The sequence below is a fragment of the Streptomyces sp. KMM 9044 genome (assembly GCF_024701375.2).
Lineage (GTDB): Bacteria > Actinomycetota > Actinomycetes > Streptomycetales > Streptomycetaceae > Streptomyces.
Window position 1 is genome coordinate 1,486,515 of the sequence record NZ_CP113910.1, and the last position, 21,917, is coordinate 1,508,431.

The window sequence follows — 21,917 nt, forward strand, 5'->3', positions numbered from 1 at the left end:
CGGCTCCCCGACCGGGGGTGGTCAGGCCCTGGCGTGGTCGTTCAGCGCGGCCAGCGGGGTGTCTGCGAGGCCCAACTCCGCAGCTTTTTCGATCAGTTGCTTGATCCGGCCGGTGTTGTCGCCCCCCGTCTGCATCAGCTTCACGAGCAGCGCGGACACCGTCAGGTTCTGCACGTCGGCACTCGACACGGAGCCCAGGATCCGGCTCACGCCGTCGGTGAAGCTCGCCGAGCCGTCCAGCCACGGGCCGGCGAGGGCCTGGGCGGTCTCGGAGTGCTGGACGAACCCGTCGAGGCCCTTGCCGAGCGCGATGGAGGAGACCAGCCGGTCGAAGAACACGGACTCCCCGCCGACGATGTTGATGTCGGCGTTCTCCAGACCGGTCGCGAGCACCGTGGCCTGGGCCTCGGCGACCTGCCGCTGCACCTCGAGCCCGGCGAGCCGTACGTCCTTCTCCGCCTCGAGGCGCAGCCGGTACTCCTCGTGGCCGCGGGACGCCTCGTCCAGCGCGGCCATCGCCGCCGCCTTCTCGGTGAGGCCGGCGGCCTCCGCCTTGAGCCTGCCGCTGATGCCCTCCGCGTCGGCGAGCGCCTTGGCCCGCGCGCCCTCGGCCTCGGCACGCATCCGGGCCTCGGCCGCCTCGGCCTCGGCACGGCCGGCCTTCTCGATGACGTCGGCCTCCTTGTCACGGACCTGTACGAGGGCGAGTCCCTCGGCGGCGGCCTCGGCCTGGATGCCTTCGGCCAGCCGCACCTTGGCCTGGGCGTCGAGGTCGGCGCTCTTCAGCCGGGCCTCGGCCAGGGTCAGTTCCTCGGCGGCGCGGTGCGTGGCGGACACCTCGGCGGCCTCCGCGGCCTTGATGTCCTTGACCAGCTTCTCCTGTGCCTCGGCCTCGGCGGCGATGATGACGGCCTGGCGCTGGCGTTCCGCCTCCTCCACGGCCCGCAGCTTCTTGATCGACTCCTCCTGCTCGGCGACCGTACGGTCCACCGCGACGCGCTCCCGGACGACCTCGGCGATGTCGCGCTTCTGGGCCTCGACCTCCTTGTCGGCGGCGATCCGGGTCAGCTCGGTCTCCCGCTCACGGGCGATGACCTCGAGCATCCGGTCCTTCTCGATGCGTTCGCTCTCCACGGCGATGACCCGCTCGCGGTTCTTGGCGGCGACGGCGACCTCACGCGCCTGGTTCTCGCGCTGCACGCCGAGCTGCTCCTCGGTGCGCAGGAAGGCGCTCTGCGCGCGCAGCCGCTCCTCCTCCACCACCCGCGCCGTCTCGGCCTCCTCACGGGCCCGCACGGTCTCTATCTCACGGCGCTGCTTGATCTCGGCGTCGGTCTGCCGGCGCTCCAGCTCGAGGATCGCCTCACGCGCGTCGACGTTCTGCCGGGTGATCTCCTTCTCCTCGCCGCGCTGGGCCTCGTTGGTGCGGACGTGTTCCACGGCCGTCAGCTCGGTGATCTTGCGGATGCCCTGCGCGTCGAGCACGTTGCCCGGGTCGAGCTGGGCCAGCGGCGTCTGCTCCAGGAAGTCGATCGCCGCGTCCTCGAGGTGGTAGCCGTTGAGGTCGACGCCGATGACCTCGATGATCCGGTACCGCAGTTCCTCGCGCTTGGTGTAGAGGTCGGTGAAGTCCATCTGCTTGCCGACGGTCTTCAGCGCCTCGGAGAACTTCGCGTGGAACAGCTCCTGCAGCGTGTTCCGGTCACTGGCCCGCGCGGTGCCGACGGCCTGCGCGACCTTGATGACGTCCTCGACGGTCTTGTTGACCTTGACGAAGAAGGTGATGCGGATGTCCGCGCGGATGTTGTCCTGGCAGATCAGGCCTTCCTTGCCGGCCCTGGTGATCTCGATGGTCTTCACCGAGATGTCCATGACCTCGGCCCTGTGCAGCACGGGCAGCACCGTCTGCCCGGTGAAGGTCACGTCGACCTTGCGGACCTTGGAGACGATGAGCGCCTTGCCCTGCTCCACCTTGCGGAACAGCCGGGACATGATGAACAGCACGACGAGTGCGGCGAGCAGGCAGACGCCGACGAGCACGGCGATGCCCACGGTGGCAGCATCCATGGGATACGTCCTTCGGAGCTGGGTGACGGACAGAAGTGACAGGTCGGCGCCGGGCGCCGAGGAGTGCGGCGGCGGGGCCGCCCCGGTGCCTCCCGGCCCGGACCGTGCAGGTGGTGACGGCGTGACGTGGTCACGGTGTGGTGGTGACGTGACGGCCGTGCGGCGGTGGCGTGGTGGTGTGCGGCACGTGTGGCTCGCGCGGGAGCCGTTCGCCGGCTCCGCCACGAGACACGCCGGGCAAACCGCCCCGGTTCCCGCCGGGTCCGCGGAACTACCGGGAGGGCCCGGGTTCGTCGGGCACCAGACGGTGCAGCGGACGCACGAAGAAGCGGGTCAGCCGCCAGGCCGCGAGGAGGGCTCCGGCCAGGGCCGGAAGGCGCAGCAGTCCCCTGCCGGGCCCCTCGGGGACGTGCGCGTCCAGCAGCACGGTCACGCCGGTGGCGAGCAGCCAGGCGAACAGGGTCAGCAGGGAGAGCGCGAGAGCGACCGGCACTCCGCCCATCCCCCAGGCGTCGAGATCCGCGTCCGGGTCGAAGGCGTGCGGTGTGGTGACGCCGACGGCCACCAGCAGCCAGAAGCAGGCCGCCACGACGAGGGCTGCGGTGAGCAGAAGCGTGGGCAGGCCTGTGGCGGCCTCCGCGATCATGTGCATCCTCGGCCACCCCCTTTCCCGATCCCCGCGTCCCGCGTTCCGCGGGTCGCGCCCCTCTGACGGCTCGCGCCGACGGCAGCACCGGCCCCCGGTGGTTCCGGTGCCTCGCACCTGCCGGTACCAGGCACCAGAACCGTCCGCGGTGCTCCCCGCGGACCATGATGGCCGGTCAGGCACCGCTCACGCATTGCCGGTTTCCGGCAATATTCCCTAGGGTCTGCATGCCGGGTGCGTGATCGGCACCCGTCGGGACGGCGTCAGGGGCGCGTCGGGATTTGGGGAGTGACGTGGCGGAGCGGGAGATACCCGAGGACTATCTCGAAGGCTTTGCCCAGATCCTGGAGGAGGTCGCGGCTACCGGCCGGCACCTCTCCCGGGAGGAGCTGAGCTCCCGTCGGGCCCTGGGGGAACGGGCCGCGGAGGCGGGCTTCGGTCTGCGCGCCCTGGTACGCACGCACCTGACCGCCACGCGTGAGGTCTGGCCGCGCGGCCAGGGTGATTCGGCCGAGGAGGCGCTCTCCGCCGTGCAGCAGGCGGTGGACGCGTTCGCCGAGGGCTACGAGCGGGCGCAGCGCCTCGCCGTTCGCCAGGAGGAGGCGGCCCGGCGGGAGTTCATCGACGACCTCCTCTACGGCCGCAGTGACCTGGGCCGGCTCGCCGAACGCGCCGAACGCTTCGGCCTGCGGCTCTCCCATGAGCACGCGGTCGCCGTCGCACGGGGCCCCGTCGCCTACAACGAGGGCGACGCCGTCCCGCGGCGGGTGGAGCAGGCCCTCAACTCCCGGTTCGGCAACCGCAGCATCCTCCTCACCACCAAGGACGGCCGTTTGCTGTGCATAGCCCCGGGGCACCAGGGCGAGGTGCTCACGTACTTCGCCAAGCAGGCGCACGCCGCCACCGACGGCGGCCAGGTCGCCGTCGGCCGCCCGCAGTCCGGGGCCGGCGGGGTCGTCCAGTCCTACGAGGAAGCTCTGAGCACGCTGGAGATCGCCGAACGGCTGGGGCTGGACGAGCCGGTGCTGCACGCCGCCGAACTGCTCGTCTACCCCGTCCTCGCCCGCGACCGCCAGGCCATGTCCGACCTGGTGCACAGCACCCTCGGCCCGCTCACCTCGGCCCGGGGCGGTGCCGGGCCGCTCCTCGAGACGCTCACCGTGTACTTCGATTCGGGCTGCGTGGCGGCGGAGGCGGCCCGGCGGCTCGCACTGAGCGTGCGGGCGCTGACCTACCGGCTGGAACGCATCCACAAGCTCACCGGTGCCAACCCGGCCGACCCCGCCCACCGTTACATGCTCCAGACCGCGGTCATCGGCGCCCGCCTGCTGGACTGGCCGGCCGAGCAGCTCTGATCCGAGAGCCGTCGCGGCCCGGCCCGGCCGGACGGCGGGCGGGCGGGTGCCGCTCGTTCAGTCGCGGACCAGAGTGACGGTCCGCTGGTGGACCGCGTGGAACTCGGGCAGCAGAAGGCCGTCGACCGTACGCAGTTCGGTGAGAGTGACCTCGACGTCGGCGGCACCGGCCTCCACGGCGCCGTCGGGGGCCTTTCCGGTGTTCTCCCAGCCGTGGGTCTCGCCGTCGCACTCCGCCAGGGTGCCGCCGGCGCTGTACCGCGTGGTGGCGTCGCCCTGGTGGACGGAGGAGCCGACGAGGACCGGACCGGAGGTGTCCAGGCAGCGGTACGTGCCGGAGAGGGTGACGCTGCCGTCGGCGGCGATCCGGCCCTCGGAGTCCACCGTCACGGTCCCGCCGGGTGCGGCGGACGCCGCCGGGGGCGCGGCGACGCCGAGCAGCAGCGCCCCGCCGGCCGCGGCGGCGACGAGGACGGAGCGCACGGACACGGGTACGGCGACGGACGCGGGCAGAGACATGAGGAACCTCCCGAAGCTCACGGAATGGGGCAACCACCCATACCGGCGGAGCGGGCCGGAGGCGGTGACCTCACCCCTCCGGTGGCGAGTTGGCACCGGCCGTCGGGGAACCGTCCCGGCACTGTCCGGGAGCTGTCGCGCTTCGCGGCGGACCGTTCCGACGGGCTGCCGGCGGGGGCATGGTCCGGGTGGACGACCCGTTCGAATCGATCCGCCCATGCGGAGGTCCGCCATGTGTACCCACCGGACGTCATGCCCCGGCCCCCCGGGCAGGTCCCCCATGGGGTCGCCGCCCACCCTGAGCAGGGCCGGAGCCTGATGCGCGACGGTGCGACCGTCTTCGACGACCCGGGCGAACCGCTGCCCGGCAGCCGCGCGATCGCCCCGCACCGGCCCCCCGCGGGCCGCCCCACCGTCGCCGCCTGACCGGACGCGGTACGGCACGACGCACACACGGCACGGCGCGTCACCCGGAGCAGGAAACGCCCCGGCACCGGAACCTCCTTGTCCGGTAAGGGAGATGACCAGGCCTGATGCCGATGCCCCGGGGAAAGGCACCGATCGGCACGACCTAAGATGATCAACGTGTCCGACCAGTCTGCCCCACGGTCTCTCATCGTCACGTTCTACGGCGCGTACGGCCGCTTCGTGCCGGGCCCCGTGCCCGTCGCCGAGCTGATCCGGCTGCTGGCCGCGGTCGGCGTCGACGCCCCCGCCGTGCGCTCCTCGGTGTCCCGGCTCAAGCGGCGCGGGCTGCTCCTGCCGGCCCGCACCGCGCAGGGCGCGGCGGGCTACGCGCTGTCGCCGGACGCCCGTCGGCTGCTGGACGACAGCGACCGCCGCGTGCACGCCGCCGCGAGCCCCGGGGACGAGGGCTGGGTGCTCGCCGTGTTCTCCGTACCGGAGTCCGAACGGCAGAAGCGTCACATCCTGCGCTCCCGCCTGTCCGGTCTCGGCTTCGGCACCACCGCTCCGGGCGTGTGGATAGCGCCGGCCCGGCTGCACGAGGAGGCCAGGCACACCCTGGAGCGGCTGCGGCTGGACGGTTACGTCGACCTCTTCCGCGGCGAGCACCTCGGGTTCACGCCCACCGCCGAGGCGGTCGCCCGCTGGTGGGACCTGGCCGGGATGGCCAAGGAGCACGAGGCATTCCTGGACCGGCACACGCGCGTACTGGACACCTGGCAGCAGCGCGAGGACACTCCGCCCGAGGAGGCGTACCGCGACTACCTCCTCGCTCTCGACTCCTGGCGCCACCTCCCCTACACGGACCCCGGGCTCCCTGCCGGGCTGCTCCCCGAGGACTGGCCGGGTACGCGCTCGGCGCGCGTCTTCCACGGCCTGCACACGCGCCTGCGGGACGCGGGGGCGGCCTTCGTCGGCCTGTGACACGTGCCACATGGCACTTGACGTGCGACTCACGGCTCACGAAGCTTCCTTCCGGCATCGCACGTCACTGATCCGTGACCACCGTCATGATTGCGCGACAGAGGGGCCGGGCATGATCGACGCAACGGGCCCGAGAGCCTGTCCGGCGGGGCGGGGGCATACCGTTCACACACTCCGGAGACACGGCGTCCGTCACCGGCCGACGGCACCACCTGGGGGCTACGCCGTACCATTGAGTAATTGAAAGCAGGACCGCCCGCCTGCTCTCCATGATCGGATCCAGCGTGTACGAACCCTCGGCCTCCGCCTCCTGGCGCGTCGCGCTGCCGCACACCACCGCGGCCGTGCCCGTCGCCCGTGCGCTGGTCCGTACCGCGCTGGCCGAGCGGGAGCACGCCCCGGACAGGGACACGGCGGAGCTGCTCACCGCCGAACTGGTGGCCAACGCCGTGGAGCACACCGCCGGGGGCGCGCCGATCGAACTGGTGGTGGAGTTGCTGCCGACCGGCTGTCGGGTCGAGGTGCACGACACCGACCCGCGGCCGCCCGCCGAGCTGACCCGCCCGCCGCTCCGCGAGCCGGACCCCTGGCAGGAGCACGGGCGCGGGCTGCTGCTGATCCGCACCCTGAGTTCGTCGTGCGGCCACCGCCCGACCGCGTCGGGCAAGGCCGTGTGGTTCCGGCTGCCGGCGGTGCCACGCCAGCGCCGGCCCGACTGAGCCGGGCCGGCCGACGCCGCCCCGGCTCAGGCCAGGGTCGCCACCAGGACCGCCTTGATCGTGTGCATCCGGTTCTCCGCCTCGTCGAAGACAACCGAGTGAGCCGACTCGAACACCTCGTCGGTCACCTCCAGCGACTCCAGGCCGTGCTTCTCGTACACCTCACGGCCGACCTGCGTCCCCAGGTCGTGGAAGGCCGGCAGGCAGTGCAGGAAACGGACGTCCGGGTTGCCGGTGGCCCGCAGCACGTCCATGGTCACCGCGTACGGCGCGAGAGCGGCGATGCGCTCGTCCCAGACCTTCTGGGGCTCCCCCATCGAGACCCAGACGTCGGTGACGACGAAGTCCGCGCCCGCGACGCCCTCGGCGATCTCCCCGGTGAGCGTGATGCGGGCCCCGCTGGACTCGGCGAGCGTGCGCGCCCTGTCGATGACGTCCTGGGCGGGCCAGTAGCTCTTCGGGGCGACGATGCGGATGTCCATGCCCAGCAGGGCCGCGGTGACGAGGTAGGAGTTGCCCATGTTGAAGCGTGCGTCGCCGAGGTAGGCGAAGGAGATCTCCGTGACCGGCTTCCCGCCGCCGTGCTCGGTCATGGTGAGCACGTCGGCGAGCATCTGGGTGGGGTGCCAGTCGTCGGTCAGACCGTTGTAGACGGGCACGCCCGCGTGGGCGGCGAGGGTCTCGACGGTGGACTGGGAGTCGCCCCGGAACTCGATCGCGTCGAACATCCGGCCGAGCACCCGCGCGGTGTCCTTCGCGGACTCCTTCTTCCCGATGTGCGAGCCGCTCGGGTCGATGTACGTCGTGGAGGCACCCTGGTCGGCGGCGGCGGCCTCGAAGGAGCAGCGGGTGCGCGTCGAGGGCTTCTCGAAGATCAGCGCGATGTTCCTGCCCTGGAGGTGACGGGTCTCGGTGCCGGCCTTCTTGGCGGCCTTCAGCTCCGCGGCCAGGTCGAGCAGGCCGAGGAACTCCTGCGCGGTGAAGTCCACCTCCTTGAGGAAGTGGCGGCCGGCGAGGGCGGTCGGGACTGTCGCCATGGGGCGCTCCAGAGGTACGGGGGCAGGATCGGGCCAGATCGGACACAAGGACGCTTGGAAGTCTATACGATCATCAGCATTTATATGCACCCTCTCCTCTGCTCCTGGGTTTCCCCTAGACCGCCTCCCGCTCGACCGGGCAGCTCATGCACCGCGGTCCGCCCCTGCCCCGGCCCAGTTCGCTGCCGGGGATCTCGATCACCTCGATGCCCTGCTTGCGCAGATGCGTGTTGGTGGTCGCGTTCCGCTCGTAGGCGACGACGACGCCCGGTTCGACGGCCAGGACGTTGCAGCCGTCGTCCCACTGCTCGCGCTCGGCGGCGTGGACGTCCTGGGTGGCGGTCAGCACCCGGATCTCGCTGAGCCCGAGCGCGGCGGCGATCGCGCGGTGCATGTGCTCCGGCGGGTGGTCGGTGACCTTCAACTCCCTTTCCCCCGAGCCGGGTTCGATGGTGTACGAACGAAGCATGCCGAGGCCCGCGTACTGGGTGAAGGTGTCGCCGTCGACCATCGTCATCACCGTGTCCAGGTGCATCACGGCACGTCGCTTCGGCATGTCGAGGGCCACGATGGTCTCGGCGGAACCGGCGGCGAACAGCTTGTGCGCCAGCATCTCCACGGCCTGCGGGGTGGTCCGCTCGCTCATGCCGATCAGCACCGCGCCGTTGCCGATGACCAGGACGTCCCCGCCCTCGATGGTGGACGGGTAGTCGGCCTGCCCCTCGGACCAGAGGTGGAAGCTCTCGTCGCGGAACAGCGGGTGGTGCCGGTAGATGGCCTCGAAGTGCACGGTCTCGCGCTGCCGGGCGGGCCACCGCATGGCGTTGATGGAGACCCCGTCGTAGATCCAGGCGGAGGTGTCGCGGGTGAAGAGGTGATTGGGCAGCGGGCGGAGGAGGAAGTCGTCGAGTTCCATCGCGTGGAAGCGCACGGACGTCGGTTCCGGATGGGCGTCCAGGAACTCCCGCTTGGTCATCCCGCCGACCAGCGCCTCGGTCAGCTCGGCCGACGGCAGCGTCTCGAACGCCGCGCGGAGGTGGTCGGTCGCCAGCGGGCCGTACTCCTTCTCCTCGAAGACACGGTCCAGGACGAGCGAGCGGGCCGCCGGGACGTCCAGCGTGGAGGTGAGCAGGTCACCGAAGAGGTGGACGGTGACCCCCCGGTCGCGCAGGACGTCGGCGAACCCGTCGTGCTCGGCGCGCGCCCGGCGCACCCAGAGCACGTCGTCGAACAGCAGGGCGTCCTTGTTGCTGGGGGTGAGCCTTTTGAGCTCGAGATCGGGCCGGTGCAGGATGACGCGGCGCAGCCGTCCGGCCTCGGAGTCGACGTGGTAGGTCATGTCTCCATCCTGACCACCGGAGGGGCCGTTCACCCCTCCTCGGACGGGACGGACGGGACGGACGGGACGGAGGAGGGAGGAGGGCAGGCGTGAACCACACCTCGCGGCTGTTCATGACTATCTCGGCGTACGCGGGGAGCTGGTGCAGCCGCAGCCCCCGGAAATACCGGGAGTGCGACGCGCAGTAGCCGTACCCGGCCCAGCCCGCCAGGTCCGAGCGCTTGGCCGTCTCTCGGAAGCAGCCGCAGCCGACCGGGGTGGAGTCGACCAGCCACACGTCGTCGTTCCACAGCATGGTGTCCCGCGCCAGGATCCGGATCATGCTGGTGACCAGCGAGGACGCGGCACGCAGCCGCTTGTTGTCACCGGACTGCTGGGACACGTAGGGGAACAGGCGGCCGAAGTCCCGCTCGATGCGGCGAAGCCAGCGCCGCTCGGAGGTGTAACCGAGCAACGCCGACAGCACCGCGAGGGTGACCAGTTCGGCGTCACCGAGCGTGGGTGCGATCCCGACGGCGGGACGCCACGGGGCCAACCATGGCCGAGCCTTCAACTCGTCGTCGATCCGGGCACAGGGTGCCGGCGCGAGGGTGTCCAGGTCCGTCTTCACACACTGGCATTGGACGCCCTCGTCCCATGTCCGCAGGCCATCCCTTGGTGACGAACAAGCGGATACGGCGAGGTGTCCACAAGTCGTTCCAGGCGCTGGAGAAGGACATCCGCACATGGATCGACTCGTGGAACGACAACCCCAAACCGTTCGTCTGGACAAAGACCGCCGACCAAATCCTCGAATCGCTGGCCTCATACTGCCGACGAATTACAGACTCAGGACACTAGGGCAATGGCAATGCCCGCGCCCCGGCCGGGGCTGGCTTCGCCGTCGCGCAGCCAGTCGGCAAGCTTGCGTACGCGTGGGTCCTTCGGGCCAGCGGCTAGGTAGAAGAGCGACTCGTCCGCCGGGGAGTCGTCACCGCCCCAGCGGACCACCCCCGCGCAGTCGGTGACGATGTCCCGCACCATGGCCTTCTCCAGTGGGAAGAGGCTGCCCGGCGCGGACGCCCCTGGACGGATACGGACTGCGGTGCCCGACGCCAGGTTGGCCTGGGGGGTTCTGAGTTCGGGCTCGTTCACTTTCTGCCAGCCCACGAGTTCGCCCGAGCGGATCTCCGTAACCTCGTAGTGGTACCGGCGCACCACGTGCAGCAGGATGGCCTCCGGGTCGCCGATCCACACCGGCACGTCGAGTCCGGTGCCTGCCACCGCGCGGGTCCACACCTGGGTGTCGCGGTCGGCGTTCTGCTGCACTGGCCACCCGTTCGGGGTGGTGTCCGGGCGCTTCGGAGCAGTTTTCTGCCCCGACGGGCCGGTCTCAGCCGCCGATGCGGCGGTCGGTCCCGACGCCAGGCCGGCAGCGGTCATCGCGGTCACCACGGCCGCGGTCCTCACCACTGTCCGGCGCGATAGTCCGTCGTTCATAGCTCTCTTCCTCTCCTCGGATCTCGGTCTACGGATCTCATTGCGCAGGGTTCGCCCGGCAGCGTTCGCTCAGCCGAATCCGATGGCCAGGAAGAATGGGGCAAGGGTCAGCGTCGCTGACACGGGCCAGTACGGGTATGGCGGCGCCTCAGTGAACAGCCTGCGTCGTATCCACCGATTGATCAGGGCCCAGACGCCTCCGAAAAGGGCCACCACCGGGACAACGATGACCAGCCACAACAGCATTCCGTCGTCCTCGTTGGGGTCCCGCTGTGTCCATCCCAGCTCTGCCAGCGGCCCGTTGGACAGGAAATACCAGGTCAGGAAGATCGGCACCATGGCCGGAATTCCGAACAACAGGTTCGCCACCACCGGAACAAGGGACTTCCACAACCGCGCGTTCTTCACGAGCCCTCCGGGTTCAGCTGGCTCGGCTGAGCCTGTTGTAGTTCTCCAGCACGTGGTACAGGCCGATCAGCTCGCGACCGTACTGAGCTGCGGCGTCTCCGGTGCCGTTGTAGCGGGCCAGGAGGGCCTGGGTGTCAGCCTGGCCGGTGGTCAGGTTTGGGCGGGGCGTGCCGAGCCGGTGGGCGTTGTAGAGCGTGAGGTAGGCGACGGACGGCAGGTTGTACTCGGGTTCCTGGAGGTAGTTCCAGACGGCCCGCGTATCGCTGCCGCTCAGAGGGGTGCCGTTGATGATGCCCTCCTGCACGCAGTAGTTGCGGGCTTCAATGGTCGCCCAGGCGAAGATCTGCCCCCAGCCGGTGCTGCTGTCGTCCCGCAGCCCGAGCTTGACGGCTTCGTCGGCTACCACGTCGAGCGGGTTAAGCTTGCGCAGCTCCCACAGGACCGGGGCCTGGAGGAGGGCTTTTCGCACCTTGAGCGTTCGCGCCAGGTTCGTGAACAGCCAGTCGGCTTCCATGATCCTGTTGAATGCCTCCGTCGTGGACACCACGTTATACGTCACCCAGTCGCCGTCCGCCGTCCACCCTTCGCCACCGGTCTCCGGGACACCGATCGACGTCAGGTACGTCTGGACAGCGCTCAGCAACTGTGACCGGTAGGCAGCCTTGTCGAGGTCGACGTCGAGATCGCGCTCCGTCGGCCTACCGGGGTCGAAGTCACCCTGGCCGGTGTCGCGTCCGGAGGCGATGTTGTTGTCGATCTCGATCGACGAACTGCCTGATCCGATGGTGATCGTAGAGATTTGGTCGAACGCCCAGTTACTGGGCAGTGGGTAGCCAAGGTTGCCGGAGAAGCCCGAGGACATGTCGGAGACAAAGCTGGTCGCGGCGTAGCCGGCGTCGGCGACACGCTGGCAGACGTTGCGGGGACCGTAGACGCCGATCCCGTAGGCCGAGTTCTCGCCGATCGTCCGCATCACGCCCCGGAAGTGCGGCAGGATGAAGTCGGTGATCTCGCCGTCCATGGCGTCGTAGTCGACCGCGAAGTAGATGATCGTGCCCGGCCTGAAGCCGTGCATTCTGGCCCACTCGATGGCGTTGGTGGCATCGATACATCCCTGTGGGTAGCGGAAGTAGTCGGCCGAGCGGCTCCAGGTCTGGTAGATCGGGAAGCAGCGGAGCCCGTAGTCCTTGATGGTGGCCAGTTCGCCGGGCTGGATCTGCTTCTCCGGCAGGGAGGCGCTGGAGGGGTTGAAGAGGTAACGGCCGATGTAGGCGTAACCGGCGTCCTTCAAAGCCTGTGCACGCGGAGGTGTCACCATGGTGACACCGTCACAGGCGGTCCCCTTGCGGGATTGGTCACCGTAGGAGACGAGCAGCGAGGCCCACGTCTGGAAGTCGCCCAGCCCAGTGACAGGCAGCTTGGAGAAGGACTGGAAGCTCTCCACGCCGGTCTTCACTGTGGGGGTGAAGTTACCGAAGGGGACGCTGCGCTTGTTGAGGATCATGCCGGCGGTGAAGAGCTGCGCCCAGACTCCGGTGCTGCCGACCGAGACCGTGTGGGACTTTAGGCCGGCCTGGGTACCGGGGCCGAAGACTCCGTTCGCTGTACCGTCGGCCATGCCGAGCTCGTACTGGATCGCGAAGAGCATGGATTTGGCGACGTCCCGCGAGTGGTGGCCGTCGCAGGGGATGGCGTAGAAGTCCTTGCGCAGCAGGTAGCGACCGTTCAGCCATTGCTGGATGGACCGGATGGTGTCCGAGCCACCGCTGACGGTGACGTAGGCGTCCATGTTGAACAGGCCCTTGGTCGTCTTCGGCCAGAGGGAACCCCCCGGGTAGACGGCGTCGGCGCCCATGTCCCGGTGGAGCTTCGGCAACGGCGGCCTTGACCCTGGCGTTGTAGATGCCGTCGATCTCGCCGCCGTCGTAGCCCTTGCAGTAGAGGGCGGACTGGATGATGCGACAGAAGTTCGCGGACGGGACGGTGGTCTCGTCGATCTTGCCGTATAATTCGCCGATCTTTCCGAGGGTGGTTGGACCGAACGCATCGGAAAGCGCGGTGATGCCCATTTCGTACTGGAGTGCGCGAGTCAGTGCGTACATGGCAGGCCAGCCGGTCCGACCGTTCTCCGCCAGCTTGGATATGCCGAGGGTGGCACCGTTGTTGTATGTGAGGTTCACGAATCTCTGGGCGCGAAGCACTAAATCGTCGGTCATGACAGTTCCTCTCAGTGAAGGAGTACGGGAATGGGTGGCCGCCGACATGGAGAGGGCGGGGCGTCCGCCACGGGGCGGCCGTCAGCAACCACGTTGACATGGCACGTTTCGCAGAGGCTGCGGATTTCGGCGTGATCGCGGTTGTGACATCGGCGCCAGCCGGGTAGACGCCTGCGGACGGGGCAGCGCCAGGTCGTCGCGGACGGCATGCCCGGTTTGGGTGATTGGCCGGGCGGTGGGGCGATACACGCCTCCTGTCTACACTCTCGACTTCCGACGTTCTGGGGGGTCTGTGAGGTCACGCGGCGTAGTCGGGGCTGGCCGTGGCCCGCGCTTGTTGGACGGCGCGGATTTCCGTAGGGGTGGGCTGACCGGAGTGGGTGGGCATAAACCTCGATTCTTCACTTGCGGTGTGACGTCGGTCGGTTCGGCGGTTTGCCCGTAATGTCCCCTGCCGTTCGAGGACGGGCCGTCGCGTGACGCTGCGGGGCGTCGGGTTCCACGGGCCCGAGGGTGCTGCGGGTCCTCTCCTCTCCGCTGTCGTCGGGGCGGGGCCGACCGTCAGGTGTGGGCCGGAAGCTGGGTGGCCCGCTGCCAGGCGGTGGCGAACGCCGGCGCCCAGGGCCAGGTGCGGTCGAGGTGGAGGGTGCGTCTGCGTGCGTGGGCGGTGAGCCGGGCGGGCAGGTGGTAGAGCCTCCTGCGGATCGTCTCCGGTTCGGCGGCGGCGAGTTCGGGCTCGTCATGCAGGAGAAGGAGCCTGGTCCATGCGTCGAGGTCCGCGGCGATAGTGGCAGCCAGCACCCAGGCGGCGTTCAGCTGCCAGGACTTCGAGGGCAGCAGCCCGAGGCCGATCCGCTTGATCGCCTTGACACGATCCTCGACCTCGGCATGATCACGGTAGAGAGCATCGACGAACCACACCTGCCCGGAGCCGGACACCCCGGAAAGCCCCTGGTGGGCGGGGATGTTCGTGGCGACGATCTGGTAACGCCAGCCGGTGCGCTGCTCGAACGCGGTCAGCTTCTTCAGATCGCGGCGCGAGGGCTTGACCCGGCGCACGATCAGCCGCATCCCCTCGGGCCAGCCGCTCAGGTCGCGCACCCCGGTCAGCTCGGCGACCTGGTAGGTGACCTTCTGTCCGTCCGGGCCCTTGATCTCGTGGACCTCGCCGTCCTGCCGCAGCGCGTCGTTCCACACGTCCGCGGGCAGCAGTGCGATCGCGGCCTCGTCGGCGGTATTGATGGCCCAGCCGGTCACCCAGCGCACTCGGCGGCGGCTGGTGGTCAGCGCCTGCAGATGCTCAAGGAGGCCGTGGCTGAAGGCCGCGCCGTCGATCCTCACCAGCAGCTTCGACCACAGCGGCAGCGGAGTTGCCGCAGCGCGGCGGCCAGCACCGTCTTGTGGTCGGCGACGTCGTTGGACGCCGCGTTGCCCGGCCGTAGCAGCATGGTCACGCACTCGCGGGTATTGGCCAGCCAGGCGCCCAGCGGGTGATGTCCGTAGCCGCCCTTGAACGTGCCGGCCGCGCCGTCCTTCTTGCTGGTGCAGGTCACCAAGGTGGCATCGAGATCCAGGACGTACCAGTTGGTGAGCGTGCGCCCGCATACCGAGATCCACGGGAACCCACCGGGCCGCAGGGCGAGCAGCGTCCACACCCCACGCCGTATCACGGCGCGCACGCGCTCCACCCGGGCTCCGACAGGGCCGTCGATGGCTTCCAGCGTGCGCCACAGGGTGCTGTCCGAGACCGGACGGGGAAGAACGGCCTCCAGTGCTGCTGCAGTTGCTCGGCCTGCAGGACATTCCTCGCGCCGAGGACGATCGCGCAGGCCAGCTGGACCAGGGCCATCCCGCGATCCCGCCACCCCGGCCCGACGCCGCGGGGCAGCGCGGCGGCCAGGGCGCGGGTCAGCCCGACCCGGTCCGCGATCCGGTGCAGCAGCACCACGCCCGCATGCCCGACCAGGTTCTTGCCGTCGGCCCGCACAACGAGCCGACGATCCCATTCGGTAGCCTGCACCTGTTGGGTGCCCCCACTCTGCGACGTTCTTGATCTAGGAAGTTCAGATCATCGCAGGTCAGGGGCACCCTTCCGCTATCAGGGCGTCACATCACTGACGGACGGCCCTCGTAGCTGAATACACGAGGTAAATCGGGCGGCGATGATCGTGCGGCGGAGCTTGGCGATCATGTCGGACGGTGACGGGTCGATCTTGGTGGTGTACCAGGAGGGTACGCGTTCGCGGTGGGTGGCGGCATCGTCGGGCTGATGGCCGTGGAGGACGTACCAGATGACGGTGATCGTGTAGCAGTACAGGCCGAAGGGGACGGTGCGCTCGACGGCAGCCCGGGTGCGGTTGCGGGCCTGGCCGACGCCGAGGAGGTGGCGGCCTTCGGCGAAGATGACCTCGATCGACCACCTCCACGCGTGCCGGGTGACCAACTGCGGGGCGGGGGTGGTGAGGTCGGTGGTGATCAAGGCGAGGTCGTAGCCGGTGTCGGTGTGGTCGTCGCGCGGGAGAATCAGGCGGACGGTCTGGGTGTGGAAGGAGCCGTACCACAGGCAGGTGGTCTCGGCGAGGAACACGGTGTCGGTGCATTGGTAGCGCCTGACCTCGAACGATGCGAAGGCGAGCCTGGCCGCGAGTTCTTTGGCGGTGCCGAGGCGGTCGCACTTGAGGGCAGGTCGGCCGCGCCTGCCGGTGCGGGGTGGGGCGAGGTTGCAGAGGACGGCGGTGGCGGGCAGCCGGGTGGTGAACGTGACATTTGCGGGCAGGTCGCGCAGGGATTTGCCGTGGTGGGCGGCATCCGCGACGACGTGCAGGCGCCGACGGTAGTGACAGGCGGCCAGGAAACGGAGCATGGAAGCGGCGATGTCGACCTTCGACTTCTCCTGTCCGGGGCGCCACAGGCGGGCCATCACCGGCAGGCACACCGGCCGCGCCAGGACCGGGAGTTCGACGACCAGGCCGATGACGACGAAGCAGGTCCCGCGCCCGACCGGCTTCGGCCCTGGCGCGGCGCCGTCGTGCTGCCAGGCCGCACCGAACACACGCTTCCCGCGCCGCTTGAACAGGGTGTCGTCCACCGCCACCGTCAACACCGCACCCTCGGCAAGGAGCCGGCGGACGATCAGGTGGGACAGCGAGATGCCCAGGATGTCCGCGTTCCAGCGGGCCCGGGAGAAGAAGGCGTGCGCCCGGTCATGCGACCAGACGCGCGTCAAGCCGGCGCCGGAGAGCATCCCGGTCACCGTCGACTGGCCGGTCTGCGCGATCAGCCCCGTGACCATGGCGGAGAACGTGACGAACGTCGGAGCAGTGAAACTGCCCCCGACCGACTTCAAGACGGCGAGCAGCGAACTGGTTACGGTCGGATCCGGAAGCATCGGCGGGTCCCTCCCCGGAGGAGACGAAAGCACCGCCGATGCCTCTCTGCTGTCCACCGCCAACGCGGCCCAACAGCCTCACATCACCCACCCGGGCGACCCCCACGACGATCAGCCAGAACGACGAAAGTCGAGGGCCCGTGCCGGTACTTGATTACCTCGCAACAACAACGGCCCCCACCGGGCCGGCAGGCGTCCGGCCCCATGGGGAAACTCCAGTCCGCCGTCCGACCTTCCACGGGCAGAGACCAGGCAGGACTCGGACGCCGGATGTGACTACGGGTTCAGGCACCTGCGCCGGCTCCGGTCCGACGCCGCCGACGGTCCCGCCCCGGGCCGGACGTTCCGTAGGCGGTCGCGCCGGACTCGTCTGCGTCGGCCGCCGGCCCGTCCTGCCGCCGCATGCCCCCAACGACTCGCGTCACCGTCGTCCTGCCCAGCGGCCGGGTGGCCACCGCGGCCCTCGCACCGCCAGGAGCGGAACGCCGGGGTGGCCGTCGTGGCTCCCTGCCGTGCCGCCCGCACACCGGATCAACCGATGCCCCCGGCGGGGTCGGCGGCCGGTGCTCTGCGCCGATCGCCGATCCCCGGCTGCCGCGGAGACCGCGCCTGGAGGCGGTCGGCGTCCGCCTGGCATAGCGTTTGCCGTGAGGGGCCGGGTCGACAGCGGCGACAGGAACGGCGGACCAGCGGTGGAGCAGCACGAGGACGGAGCTTCCCCCCGGGCGGATGACGGATGGTGGTCCGGTCGGCTGCATGAGCTCTGGCGTGTCGCCGACACGGCGCAGGACGTGACGGAGCTGGAGGTTTTCCTCTACGGCATGCTGCTCCGCATGCCCGGTGTGCTGGCCGTCGTGGGCACCCGATGGAGCGGGGGGCTGCTGCGCTGTCTGCGGAGTGCCACCCTGGCGGAGCCGACGCCGTCGCTCATTGAATTCGAACAGAATGTTGGCGAGGCTGCCGCCGCCGGGGTTCCGGCCGACGATCCGACCGTCACGGTTCACGAGGTGTCGGAGCTCGACGGCTCCCTGCCGCATGTCCGGGTTCTGGTGGCGGCGGGCGCCCGGAACGTGGCCGGGTGTTCCGTGCAGCTGGGGCAGGGAGGCTGGGCGTCGCTCATGGTCGGCACCGCGGCCGGGAACACGGTCGATGCGACGCTGCGGGCCCGGTTGAAGCAGGTGGCCGAGGTCACCATGGTCTCCGACAGGCGCATCATGGCACGACGCGAGGACGAGCTGCGTCGGGTGAGCGACGCCTTCCTGGCGGAGGCGTCGTTGCAGATGGATTCGAGCCTCGATCTGGAGAGGACCGTGCAACGGGTGGCCCGGACGGCTGTTCCCGCTGTCGCCGAGGGGTGCGTCCTGCACCTGCGTCTTTCCGCCGGGCTGACTCCCGTGGCCCACTCGCACGTGGACGCGGGCGAGCAGCAGTGGCTCGGTGCGCTCGCGGCCGGGGACCGCTGGCTCGCCGATGTGCTGCAGCAGGTCGTCGACCGCGGGCAGGGGCTGGTGTTGCAGGGTGACGAGCTGGACGGCGGTCCCTTCGGGCCCGCCTCGTCCGGGGCCGGACCGGCCGTGCGCGCGCTCAGTGTGAATCCACTCAAGGCCCGGGGGCGGACTCTGGGCACTCTGACCTTCCTGTACCACCGGACGAACATCGCCGAGATGCCCTCGCGGTTCCTTGCCGATCTTGCCGACCGGGCTGCGTTGGCCATCGATACCAGCACCCTGTACGAACAGCGGCGCCGGCACGTGGTCTCCCTCCAGCGGCATCTGCTGCCGAGAGAACTGCCACGGATCCCGGGTCTCGTCCTGAGTTCGGCATACGAAGTGGGCGATGTCTCGCTCGATGTGGGTGGTGACTTCTACGACGCCGTCCCGGGGCCGCGGGGCGGGGTGACGCTCCTCATCGGTGACGTCTGCGGCCGCGGGGCGGAGGCTGCGGGACTCACCGGTCTGGCCCGCCACACCCTGCGCACCCTGCTCGAGGACGGCAGAACGCCCGAGCACGCGCTGGGACGGCTGAACCAGGCGCTGGTCAGGGAGGGCACGTCCCGCTTCGTGACGGCGCTCGTGGCGGCCCTGGTGCCGGACGGAAAGGGATTCCACCTGCGTTACTGGAACGCCGGACATCCGGCGCCTCTGGTGCGGCGCGAGGACGGCGCTGTGGAGGAGCTCGCCGCCCACGGCGATCTGCTGGGTGTGCTGGAGAAGATCGAGTACGGATCCGGGTCGGCACATGTGGCGCCGGGGGGTGCGCTGGTGCTGTTCACCGACGGGGTGACCGAGGCGAGAGCGGCTGACGGAACGTTCTTCGAATCCTGTCTGCGGGACGCGGTGACCCTGCAGGGAGCCGGTGAGGCCCAAGGGTTCGCCGAACGGCTGGCGGCGGCTGTGGTGGAATTCCGGGCCACGGGTGCGGACGACATCGCCGTGCTCGTCGCCCAGGCGGAGATGGTCGCGTGAGCGGGCCGGCCGGGGATGCGAGGGTCGATCACGGTCTCGTCTGGGTGGTCGAGGATTCGGCGGAGGACGCCGAGGCGATCCGGCGGGCGCTCGGGCGCACTCATCCGGATCTGACGCTGCTGTTCACGGACAGGGGGGCCGGGGTCGCCGAGCGGTTGCTGGAAGCCACCCGACGGCCGGGGCTCGTCCTCCTGGATCTGAACATGCCCGGTCTCAGCGGAGCCGCGGTGCTCCGATCGATCCGCACCATGCCCGAACTGGACAACGTGACCGTGGTTGTCTTCACCTCGTCCACCGCGCCGGACGAGGTCGACGCGACCTACGCGGCAGGGGCCGACAGCTACGTCTACAAGCCGGTCAATTTCGAACTCTTCCGCACCGTTCTGAAGGGGGCCGTGGACTACTGGCAGAGAAGGGCGAAGGGTGGGGGCGAGGGCCCTTCCGCTCAGTCGCCGCCTTCCTGACCCAGGGTGAAGCAGAAGCTGGACCCGCGGCCGGGTTCGCTTTCGAGCCACAGCTCGCCACCGTGCCGTTCGACGATCCGTCTGACGATGGCGAGACCCACGCCGGCGCCTCCGCCGCGTTCGTCCTGCCCGTGCAGTCTGCGGAACAACTCGAAGACCTCACCCTGTTGCTCGGCCGGAATCCCGATGCCGTTGTCGCGGACCACGACGGTCTGCCGAGGGGGCCCGCCTGCCGGCGTGCGGAGTGTGTCGACCAGGACCTCGACCGTGCGGTCTCCCTGATCGACGGCGTACTTGGCGGCGTTCACCAGGAGGTTGACCAGGACCTCGTAGAGCCGGTGCTCATCGGCGTACACCTCGGGCAGATCTCTTCTGACGACCCGCACGTGGGCCTCTGCCAGACGTTCCCCGGCCACGTCGAGTGCGGAGTCCAGCACCTGATCCAGTGGGACGCGGACGCGGCGCAGCCCGCCCCGGCCCAGCTGGGCGAAGCGCAGCAACGAGTCGAGCAGGTCGTCCATGCGGCCGGCCAGTCGCCGCATGGTGAGAAGCCGTCGGACGGTCGTCGCGTCGAGGTCCTCCGCGGCGTCCTCCATGACGAAGGTCACGGCGTTGGAGATGCCCCGCAGTGGTTCCTTGAGGTCGTGGGCTGCCACATGGGCGAACGAGTCGAGGTCGGAGTTGGTGACCCGTAGCTGTTCGTTGAGCGAGGCCAGTTCGGCCTCGTGCCGGAGTACGAGACCGGTCAGCGTGCTCCAGAGCTCCAGCGCGGTGGCGCGGTCGGTCGGCGTCCAGGGCAGGCTCTGCCCACGGACCGCCGCGCGGAAGACCGCACCCGACCCGCGAGGGGTGAGCCGTTCGCCCCGCGGGCCGACCTGGACGGGCCGGGAAGGGTCTGCGGCCCATCGGCGGGCGGTGGGGCGGTCCCTGCGGAACCAGGCGAGGAAGTCACCCGCGCGGCTCAGCGTCACCATCAGGATCCCCGCCGGGCCGCCTTCCGTCATCCCGCCGCCGGGCTGGTCCGATTCCTCGGACAGACGGTCCGTGCTCCAGACAGTGCCCGGTGACAGTCCTGCCGCGCGGGTCCGGAGGGTCTCCAGCAGAGCGGGCGCCACACTCATCCCGCTGGTGGTGCTGCGGCCGCCGCGGCGGAGTGCCGCGCCATCGGCGTCCAGCAGCTTCCTGAGTGCCTCGTCGTCCGCCAGGAGCGAGTGCTCCAGATCGGACGTGAGCCGGGAGGTGATCCGGTCGAGGCGCTCACGGGACGCGCGGAGCGCCTCGGCCTGCTCTCGTTCCTCGATGACCGCGAGTTGCAGGGAGAAGGCGACAGCGAAGAACTCACATGCCGCCCGCAGTTCCGGGGGGATCGTGGCGGCGGCGTCGCCATGACAGGCGATCAGCCCCCAGAGCCCTCCCTCACGAAGGACACTGACCGACATCGACGACTTCACACCGATGTTCCGCAGGTACTCCAGATGAAAGCCGGACACGGTGCGCAGTACGGAGTTCGACAGGTCCAGCGGCAGGCCGGAGCCGGCCTGCCGCTGGGAGTGCAGGCCCACACTGGTGTCGTCCACGTCGGCGATCACCCGGATCCAGTTGTCGCGGTAGAGCCGCCTCGCCTGGGGCGGGATGTCACTGGCGGGGAACCAGAGCCCCAGCCAGGGCTCGTGGCCGCCGGTGAGCGCCTCCGCGACCACCTCTCCCGGCCCGTCCTCGCCCTCGAAGCGGTAGGCGACCACTCGGTCGAAGCCGGTCAGCGCCTGGACCTCATGGGCGGCCGCCTGGCAGCACTCGGCCACTGTCGTCGACGATCGAAGCCGTGCCAGGGACCGCCGGACGCCCTGGTAGTAGCGCGCGAAATGCGGCAACGCGACGGTTCGGGGCTCGCACTCCAGGATGATGAAAGGCCCCTGCCGGTGTGCGGTCACGTCGAACACCCGGGGGACGCCTGCCACATCGACGGAGACGGGGAGAACCAGGCTTGCCGCCTCGTGCTGAGCGCTGACCTCCAGAGCCTGGGCCCAGTCCTCGGGAGACAGCACCCGCGTGATGGGGCCCCCGACCAGTTCCTCGGCCGCGATTCCCAGCAGGCCGCCGGTGTTCAGGGCTGCGGTGTCCACGGTGCCGGTATCGGCCTCCACCGCCAGCAGGGTGCCATGGGACTGGATCCGGCCGAGCAGGTGAATGGGCTCCTGGATGCATTCGTTGAGGTCGAAGCCGACGACCGCCGCGGCTTCGGCCTCCCGCCCGGGGTCCGGAAGGGACATCTCTTCTCCCATGTACCGTGTTCTCGATCCGGTCTGGTCAGCTGTCCGGCCCGCCGAGATCCTTCCACGGCGCCCTGGGATCGAGGGGCTGCTGCGGGTGCGTGTCGTCGCTTCCGGCGGCGGCCACCTGCATGACTCCGGACCGTCCACCGGTGA

At 69.8% G+C, this 21,917-nt stretch carries 18 protein-coding genes and 3 pseudogenes; 7 read left to right on the forward strand and 14 right to left on the reverse strand.

Annotation, left to right across the window (positions count from 1 at the left end):
- Window positions 1–21: 21 nt before the first annotated feature.
- A complete protein-coding gene (locus HUV60_RS06675) occupies window positions 22–2,067 on the reverse strand; it encodes an SPFH domain-containing protein (protein WP_257853933.1) in 2,046 nt (681 codons plus the stop codon).
- Between the two features lie 271 nt (window positions 2,068–2,338).
- Window positions 2,339–2,719: a hypothetical protein gene (locus tag HUV60_RS06680; RefSeq protein WP_257853934.1), complete on the reverse strand. Its 381-nt coding sequence runs from the start codon at window positions 2,717–2,719 to the stop codon at window positions 2,339–2,341.
- Between the two features lie 287 nt (window positions 2,720–3,006).
- Here HUV60_RS06680 and HUV60_RS06685 point away from each other — a divergent pair, with 287 nt between their 5' ends.
- Window positions 3,007–4,068: a PucR family transcriptional regulator gene (locus HUV60_RS06685; protein ID WP_257853936.1), complete on the forward strand. Its 1,062-nt coding sequence runs from the start codon at window positions 3,007–3,009 to the stop codon at window positions 4,066–4,068.
- A 57-nt stretch (window positions 4,069–4,125) separates the two neighbouring features.
- Here HUV60_RS06685 and HUV60_RS06690 read toward each other — a convergent pair whose 3' ends face one another.
- Complete coding sequence (locus tag HUV60_RS06690; RefSeq protein WP_257853937.1) at window positions 4,126–4,587, reverse strand: DUF6299 family protein; 462 nt, start codon at window positions 4,585–4,587, stop codon at window positions 4,126–4,128.
- A gap of 252 nt (window positions 4,588–4,839) precedes the next feature.
- Between HUV60_RS06690 and HUV60_RS06695 the strand changes: the two genes are divergently transcribed.
- The 3 genes from HUV60_RS06695 to HUV60_RS06705 all read left to right on the forward strand — a co-directional run bounded on the left by HUV60_RS06695 (window position 4,840) and on the right by HUV60_RS06705 (window position 6,695).
- Window positions 4,840–5,013, forward strand: coding sequence for a DUF5999 family protein (locus HUV60_RS06695; protein ID WP_257853939.1), 174 nt, complete (start codon window positions 4,840–4,842; stop codon window positions 5,011–5,013).
- 150 nt (window positions 5,014–5,163) lie between these two features.
- Complete coding sequence (locus tag HUV60_RS06700) at window positions 5,164–5,976, forward strand: PaaX family transcriptional regulator (RefSeq protein WP_257853940.1); 813 nt, start codon at window positions 5,164–5,166, stop codon at window positions 5,974–5,976.
- Window positions 5,977–6,245: 269 nt separating this feature from the next.
- A complete protein-coding gene (locus tag HUV60_RS06705) occupies window positions 6,246–6,695 on the forward strand; it encodes an ATP-binding protein (RefSeq protein WP_257853941.1) in 450 nt (149 codons plus the stop codon).
- A gap of 26 nt (window positions 6,696–6,721) precedes the next feature.
- Here HUV60_RS06705 and argF read toward each other — a convergent pair whose 3' ends face one another.
- The 3 genes and pseudogenes from argF to HUV60_RS06720 form a co-directional block, all read right to left on the reverse strand.
- Complete coding sequence (gene argF / locus HUV60_RS06710) at window positions 6,722–7,732, reverse strand: ornithine carbamoyltransferase (RefSeq protein WP_257853943.1); 1,011 nt, start codon at window positions 7,730–7,732, stop codon at window positions 6,722–6,724.
- 115 nt (window positions 7,733–7,847) lie between these two features.
- On the reverse strand, window positions 7,848–9,071 hold the full coding sequence (locus HUV60_RS06715) for an arginine deiminase (RefSeq protein WP_257853944.1): 1,224 nt from the start codon (window positions 9,069–9,071) through the stop codon (window positions 7,848–7,850).
- Between the two features lie 142 nt (window positions 9,072–9,213).
- A pseudogene (locus HUV60_RS06720) lies at window positions 9,214–9,681 on the reverse strand (IS982 family transposase); the annotation flags it as partial.
- Between the two features lie 47 nt (window positions 9,682–9,728).
- On the opposite strand from HUV60_RS06720, the pseudogene HUV60_RS06725 reads away from it, so the two are divergent.
- Window positions 9,729–9,911: pseudogene (locus tag HUV60_RS06725) on the forward strand (IS630 family transposase); the annotation flags it as partial.
- Here the strand turns inward: HUV60_RS06725 and HUV60_RS06730 are convergent.
- The 7 genes and pseudogenes from HUV60_RS06730 to HUV60_RS06760 all read right to left on the reverse strand — a co-directional run bounded on the left by HUV60_RS06730 (window position 9,900) and on the right by HUV60_RS06760 (window position 16,562).
- Window positions 9,900–10,550: a hypothetical protein gene (locus tag HUV60_RS06730; RefSeq protein WP_257853945.1), complete on the reverse strand. Its 651-nt coding sequence runs from the start codon at window positions 10,548–10,550 to the stop codon at window positions 9,900–9,902. The pseudogene HUV60_RS06725 and the gene HUV60_RS06730 sit on opposite strands and share 12 nt — an antisense overlap.
- A 69-nt stretch (window positions 10,551–10,619) precedes the next feature.
- The gene (locus tag HUV60_RS06735) at window positions 10,620–10,958 is read right to left on the reverse strand and encodes a hypothetical protein (RefSeq protein WP_257853946.1); all 339 of its coding nucleotides are present in this window, start codon (window positions 10,956–10,958) and stop codon (window positions 10,620–10,622) included.
- 13 nt (window positions 10,959–10,971) lie between these two features.
- Window positions 10,972–13,174, reverse strand: a pseudogene (locus tag HUV60_RS06740) (glycoside hydrolase domain-containing protein).
- Between the two features lie 561 nt (window positions 13,175–13,735).
- Entirely contained in the window at window positions 13,736–14,515 is a 780-nt protein-coding gene (locus HUV60_RS06745) for a transposase (protein WP_257853091.1), read from the reverse strand.
- Window positions 14,512–14,853, reverse strand: a complete 342-nt coding sequence (locus tag HUV60_RS06750; RefSeq protein WP_257853090.1) for a transposase — start codon at window positions 14,851–14,853, stop codon at window positions 14,512–14,514. The genes HUV60_RS06745 and HUV60_RS06750 overlap by 4 nt, the downstream gene beginning before the upstream one ends.
- Window positions 14,841–15,194, reverse strand: coding sequence for a hypothetical protein (locus HUV60_RS06755; protein WP_257853088.1), 354 nt, complete (start codon window positions 15,192–15,194; stop codon window positions 14,841–14,843). The genes HUV60_RS06750 and HUV60_RS06755 overlap by 13 nt, the downstream gene beginning before the upstream one ends.
- Before the next feature lie 78 nt (window positions 15,195–15,272).
- Entirely contained in the window at window positions 15,273–16,562 is a 1,290-nt protein-coding gene (locus HUV60_RS06760) for an IS701 family transposase (protein WP_257853948.1), read from the reverse strand.
- 791 nt (window positions 16,563–17,353) lie between these two features.
- Here HUV60_RS06760 and HUV60_RS06765 point away from each other — a divergent pair.
- Window positions 17,354–19,027, forward strand: coding sequence for a PP2C family protein-serine/threonine phosphatase (locus tag HUV60_RS06765; RefSeq protein ID WP_257853950.1), 1,674 nt, complete (start codon window positions 17,354–17,356; stop codon window positions 19,025–19,027).
- A complete protein-coding gene (locus HUV60_RS06770) occupies window positions 19,024–19,491 on the forward strand; it encodes a response regulator (protein WP_257853952.1) in 468 nt (155 codons plus the stop codon). Before HUV60_RS06765 ends, HUV60_RS06770 begins: the two co-directional genes overlap by 4 nt.
- Here HUV60_RS06770 and HUV60_RS06775 read toward each other — a convergent pair.
- Window positions 19,473–21,761 carry an ATP-binding protein gene (locus HUV60_RS06775; protein ID WP_257853953.1) on the reverse strand — a complete coding sequence of 763 codons (2,289 nt, stop codon included), beginning with the start codon at window positions 21,759–21,761 and terminating at the stop codon, window positions 19,473–19,475. The genes HUV60_RS06770 and HUV60_RS06775 overlap by 19 nt on opposite strands.
- Window positions 21,762–21,917: the final 156 nt, after the last annotated feature.

Excerpts from the sequence above, each read along its gene's own strand:
- HUV60_RS06675 (WP_257853933.1), bottom strand. The coding sequence starts at position 2,067 with ATGGATGCTGCCACCGTGGGCATCGCCGTGCTCGTCGGCGTCTGCCTG.
- HUV60_RS06680 (WP_257853934.1), bottom strand. The coding sequence starts at position 2,719 with ATGCACATGATCGCGGAGGCCGCCACAGGCCTGCCCACGCTTCTGCTC.
- HUV60_RS06690 (WP_257853937.1), bottom strand. The coding sequence starts at position 4,587 with ATGTCTCTGCCCGCGTCCGTCGCCGTACCCGTGTCCGTGCGCTCCGTC.
- HUV60_RS06695 (WP_257853939.1), top strand. The coding sequence starts at position 4,840 with ATGCCCCGGCCCCCCGGGCAGGTCCCCCATGGGGTCGCCGCCCACCCT.
- HUV60_RS06700 (WP_257853940.1), top strand. The coding sequence starts at position 5,164 with ATGATCAACGTGTCCGACCAGTCTGCCCCACGGTCTCTCATCGTCACG.
- HUV60_RS06705 (WP_257853941.1), top strand. The coding sequence starts at position 6,246 with ATGATCGGATCCAGCGTGTACGAACCCTCGGCCTCCGCCTCCTGGCGC.
- argF (WP_257853943.1), bottom strand. The coding sequence starts at position 7,732 with ATGGCGACAGTCCCGACCGCCCTCGCCGGCCGCCACTTCCTCAAGGAG.
- HUV60_RS06715 (WP_257853944.1), bottom strand. The coding sequence starts at position 9,071 with ATGACCTACCACGTCGACTCCGAGGCCGGACGGCTGCGCCGCGTCATC.
- HUV60_RS06730 (WP_257853945.1), bottom strand. The coding sequence starts at position 10,550 with ATGAACGACGGACTATCGCGCCGGACAGTGGTGAGGACCGCGGCCGTG.
- HUV60_RS06760 (WP_257853948.1), bottom strand. The coding sequence starts at position 16,562 with ATGCTTCCGGATCCGACCGTAACCAGTTCGCTGCTCGCCGTCTTGAAG.
- HUV60_RS06775 (WP_257853953.1), bottom strand. The coding sequence starts at position 21,761 with ATGTCCCTTCCGGACCCCGGGCGGGAGGCCGAAGCCGCGGCGGTCGTC.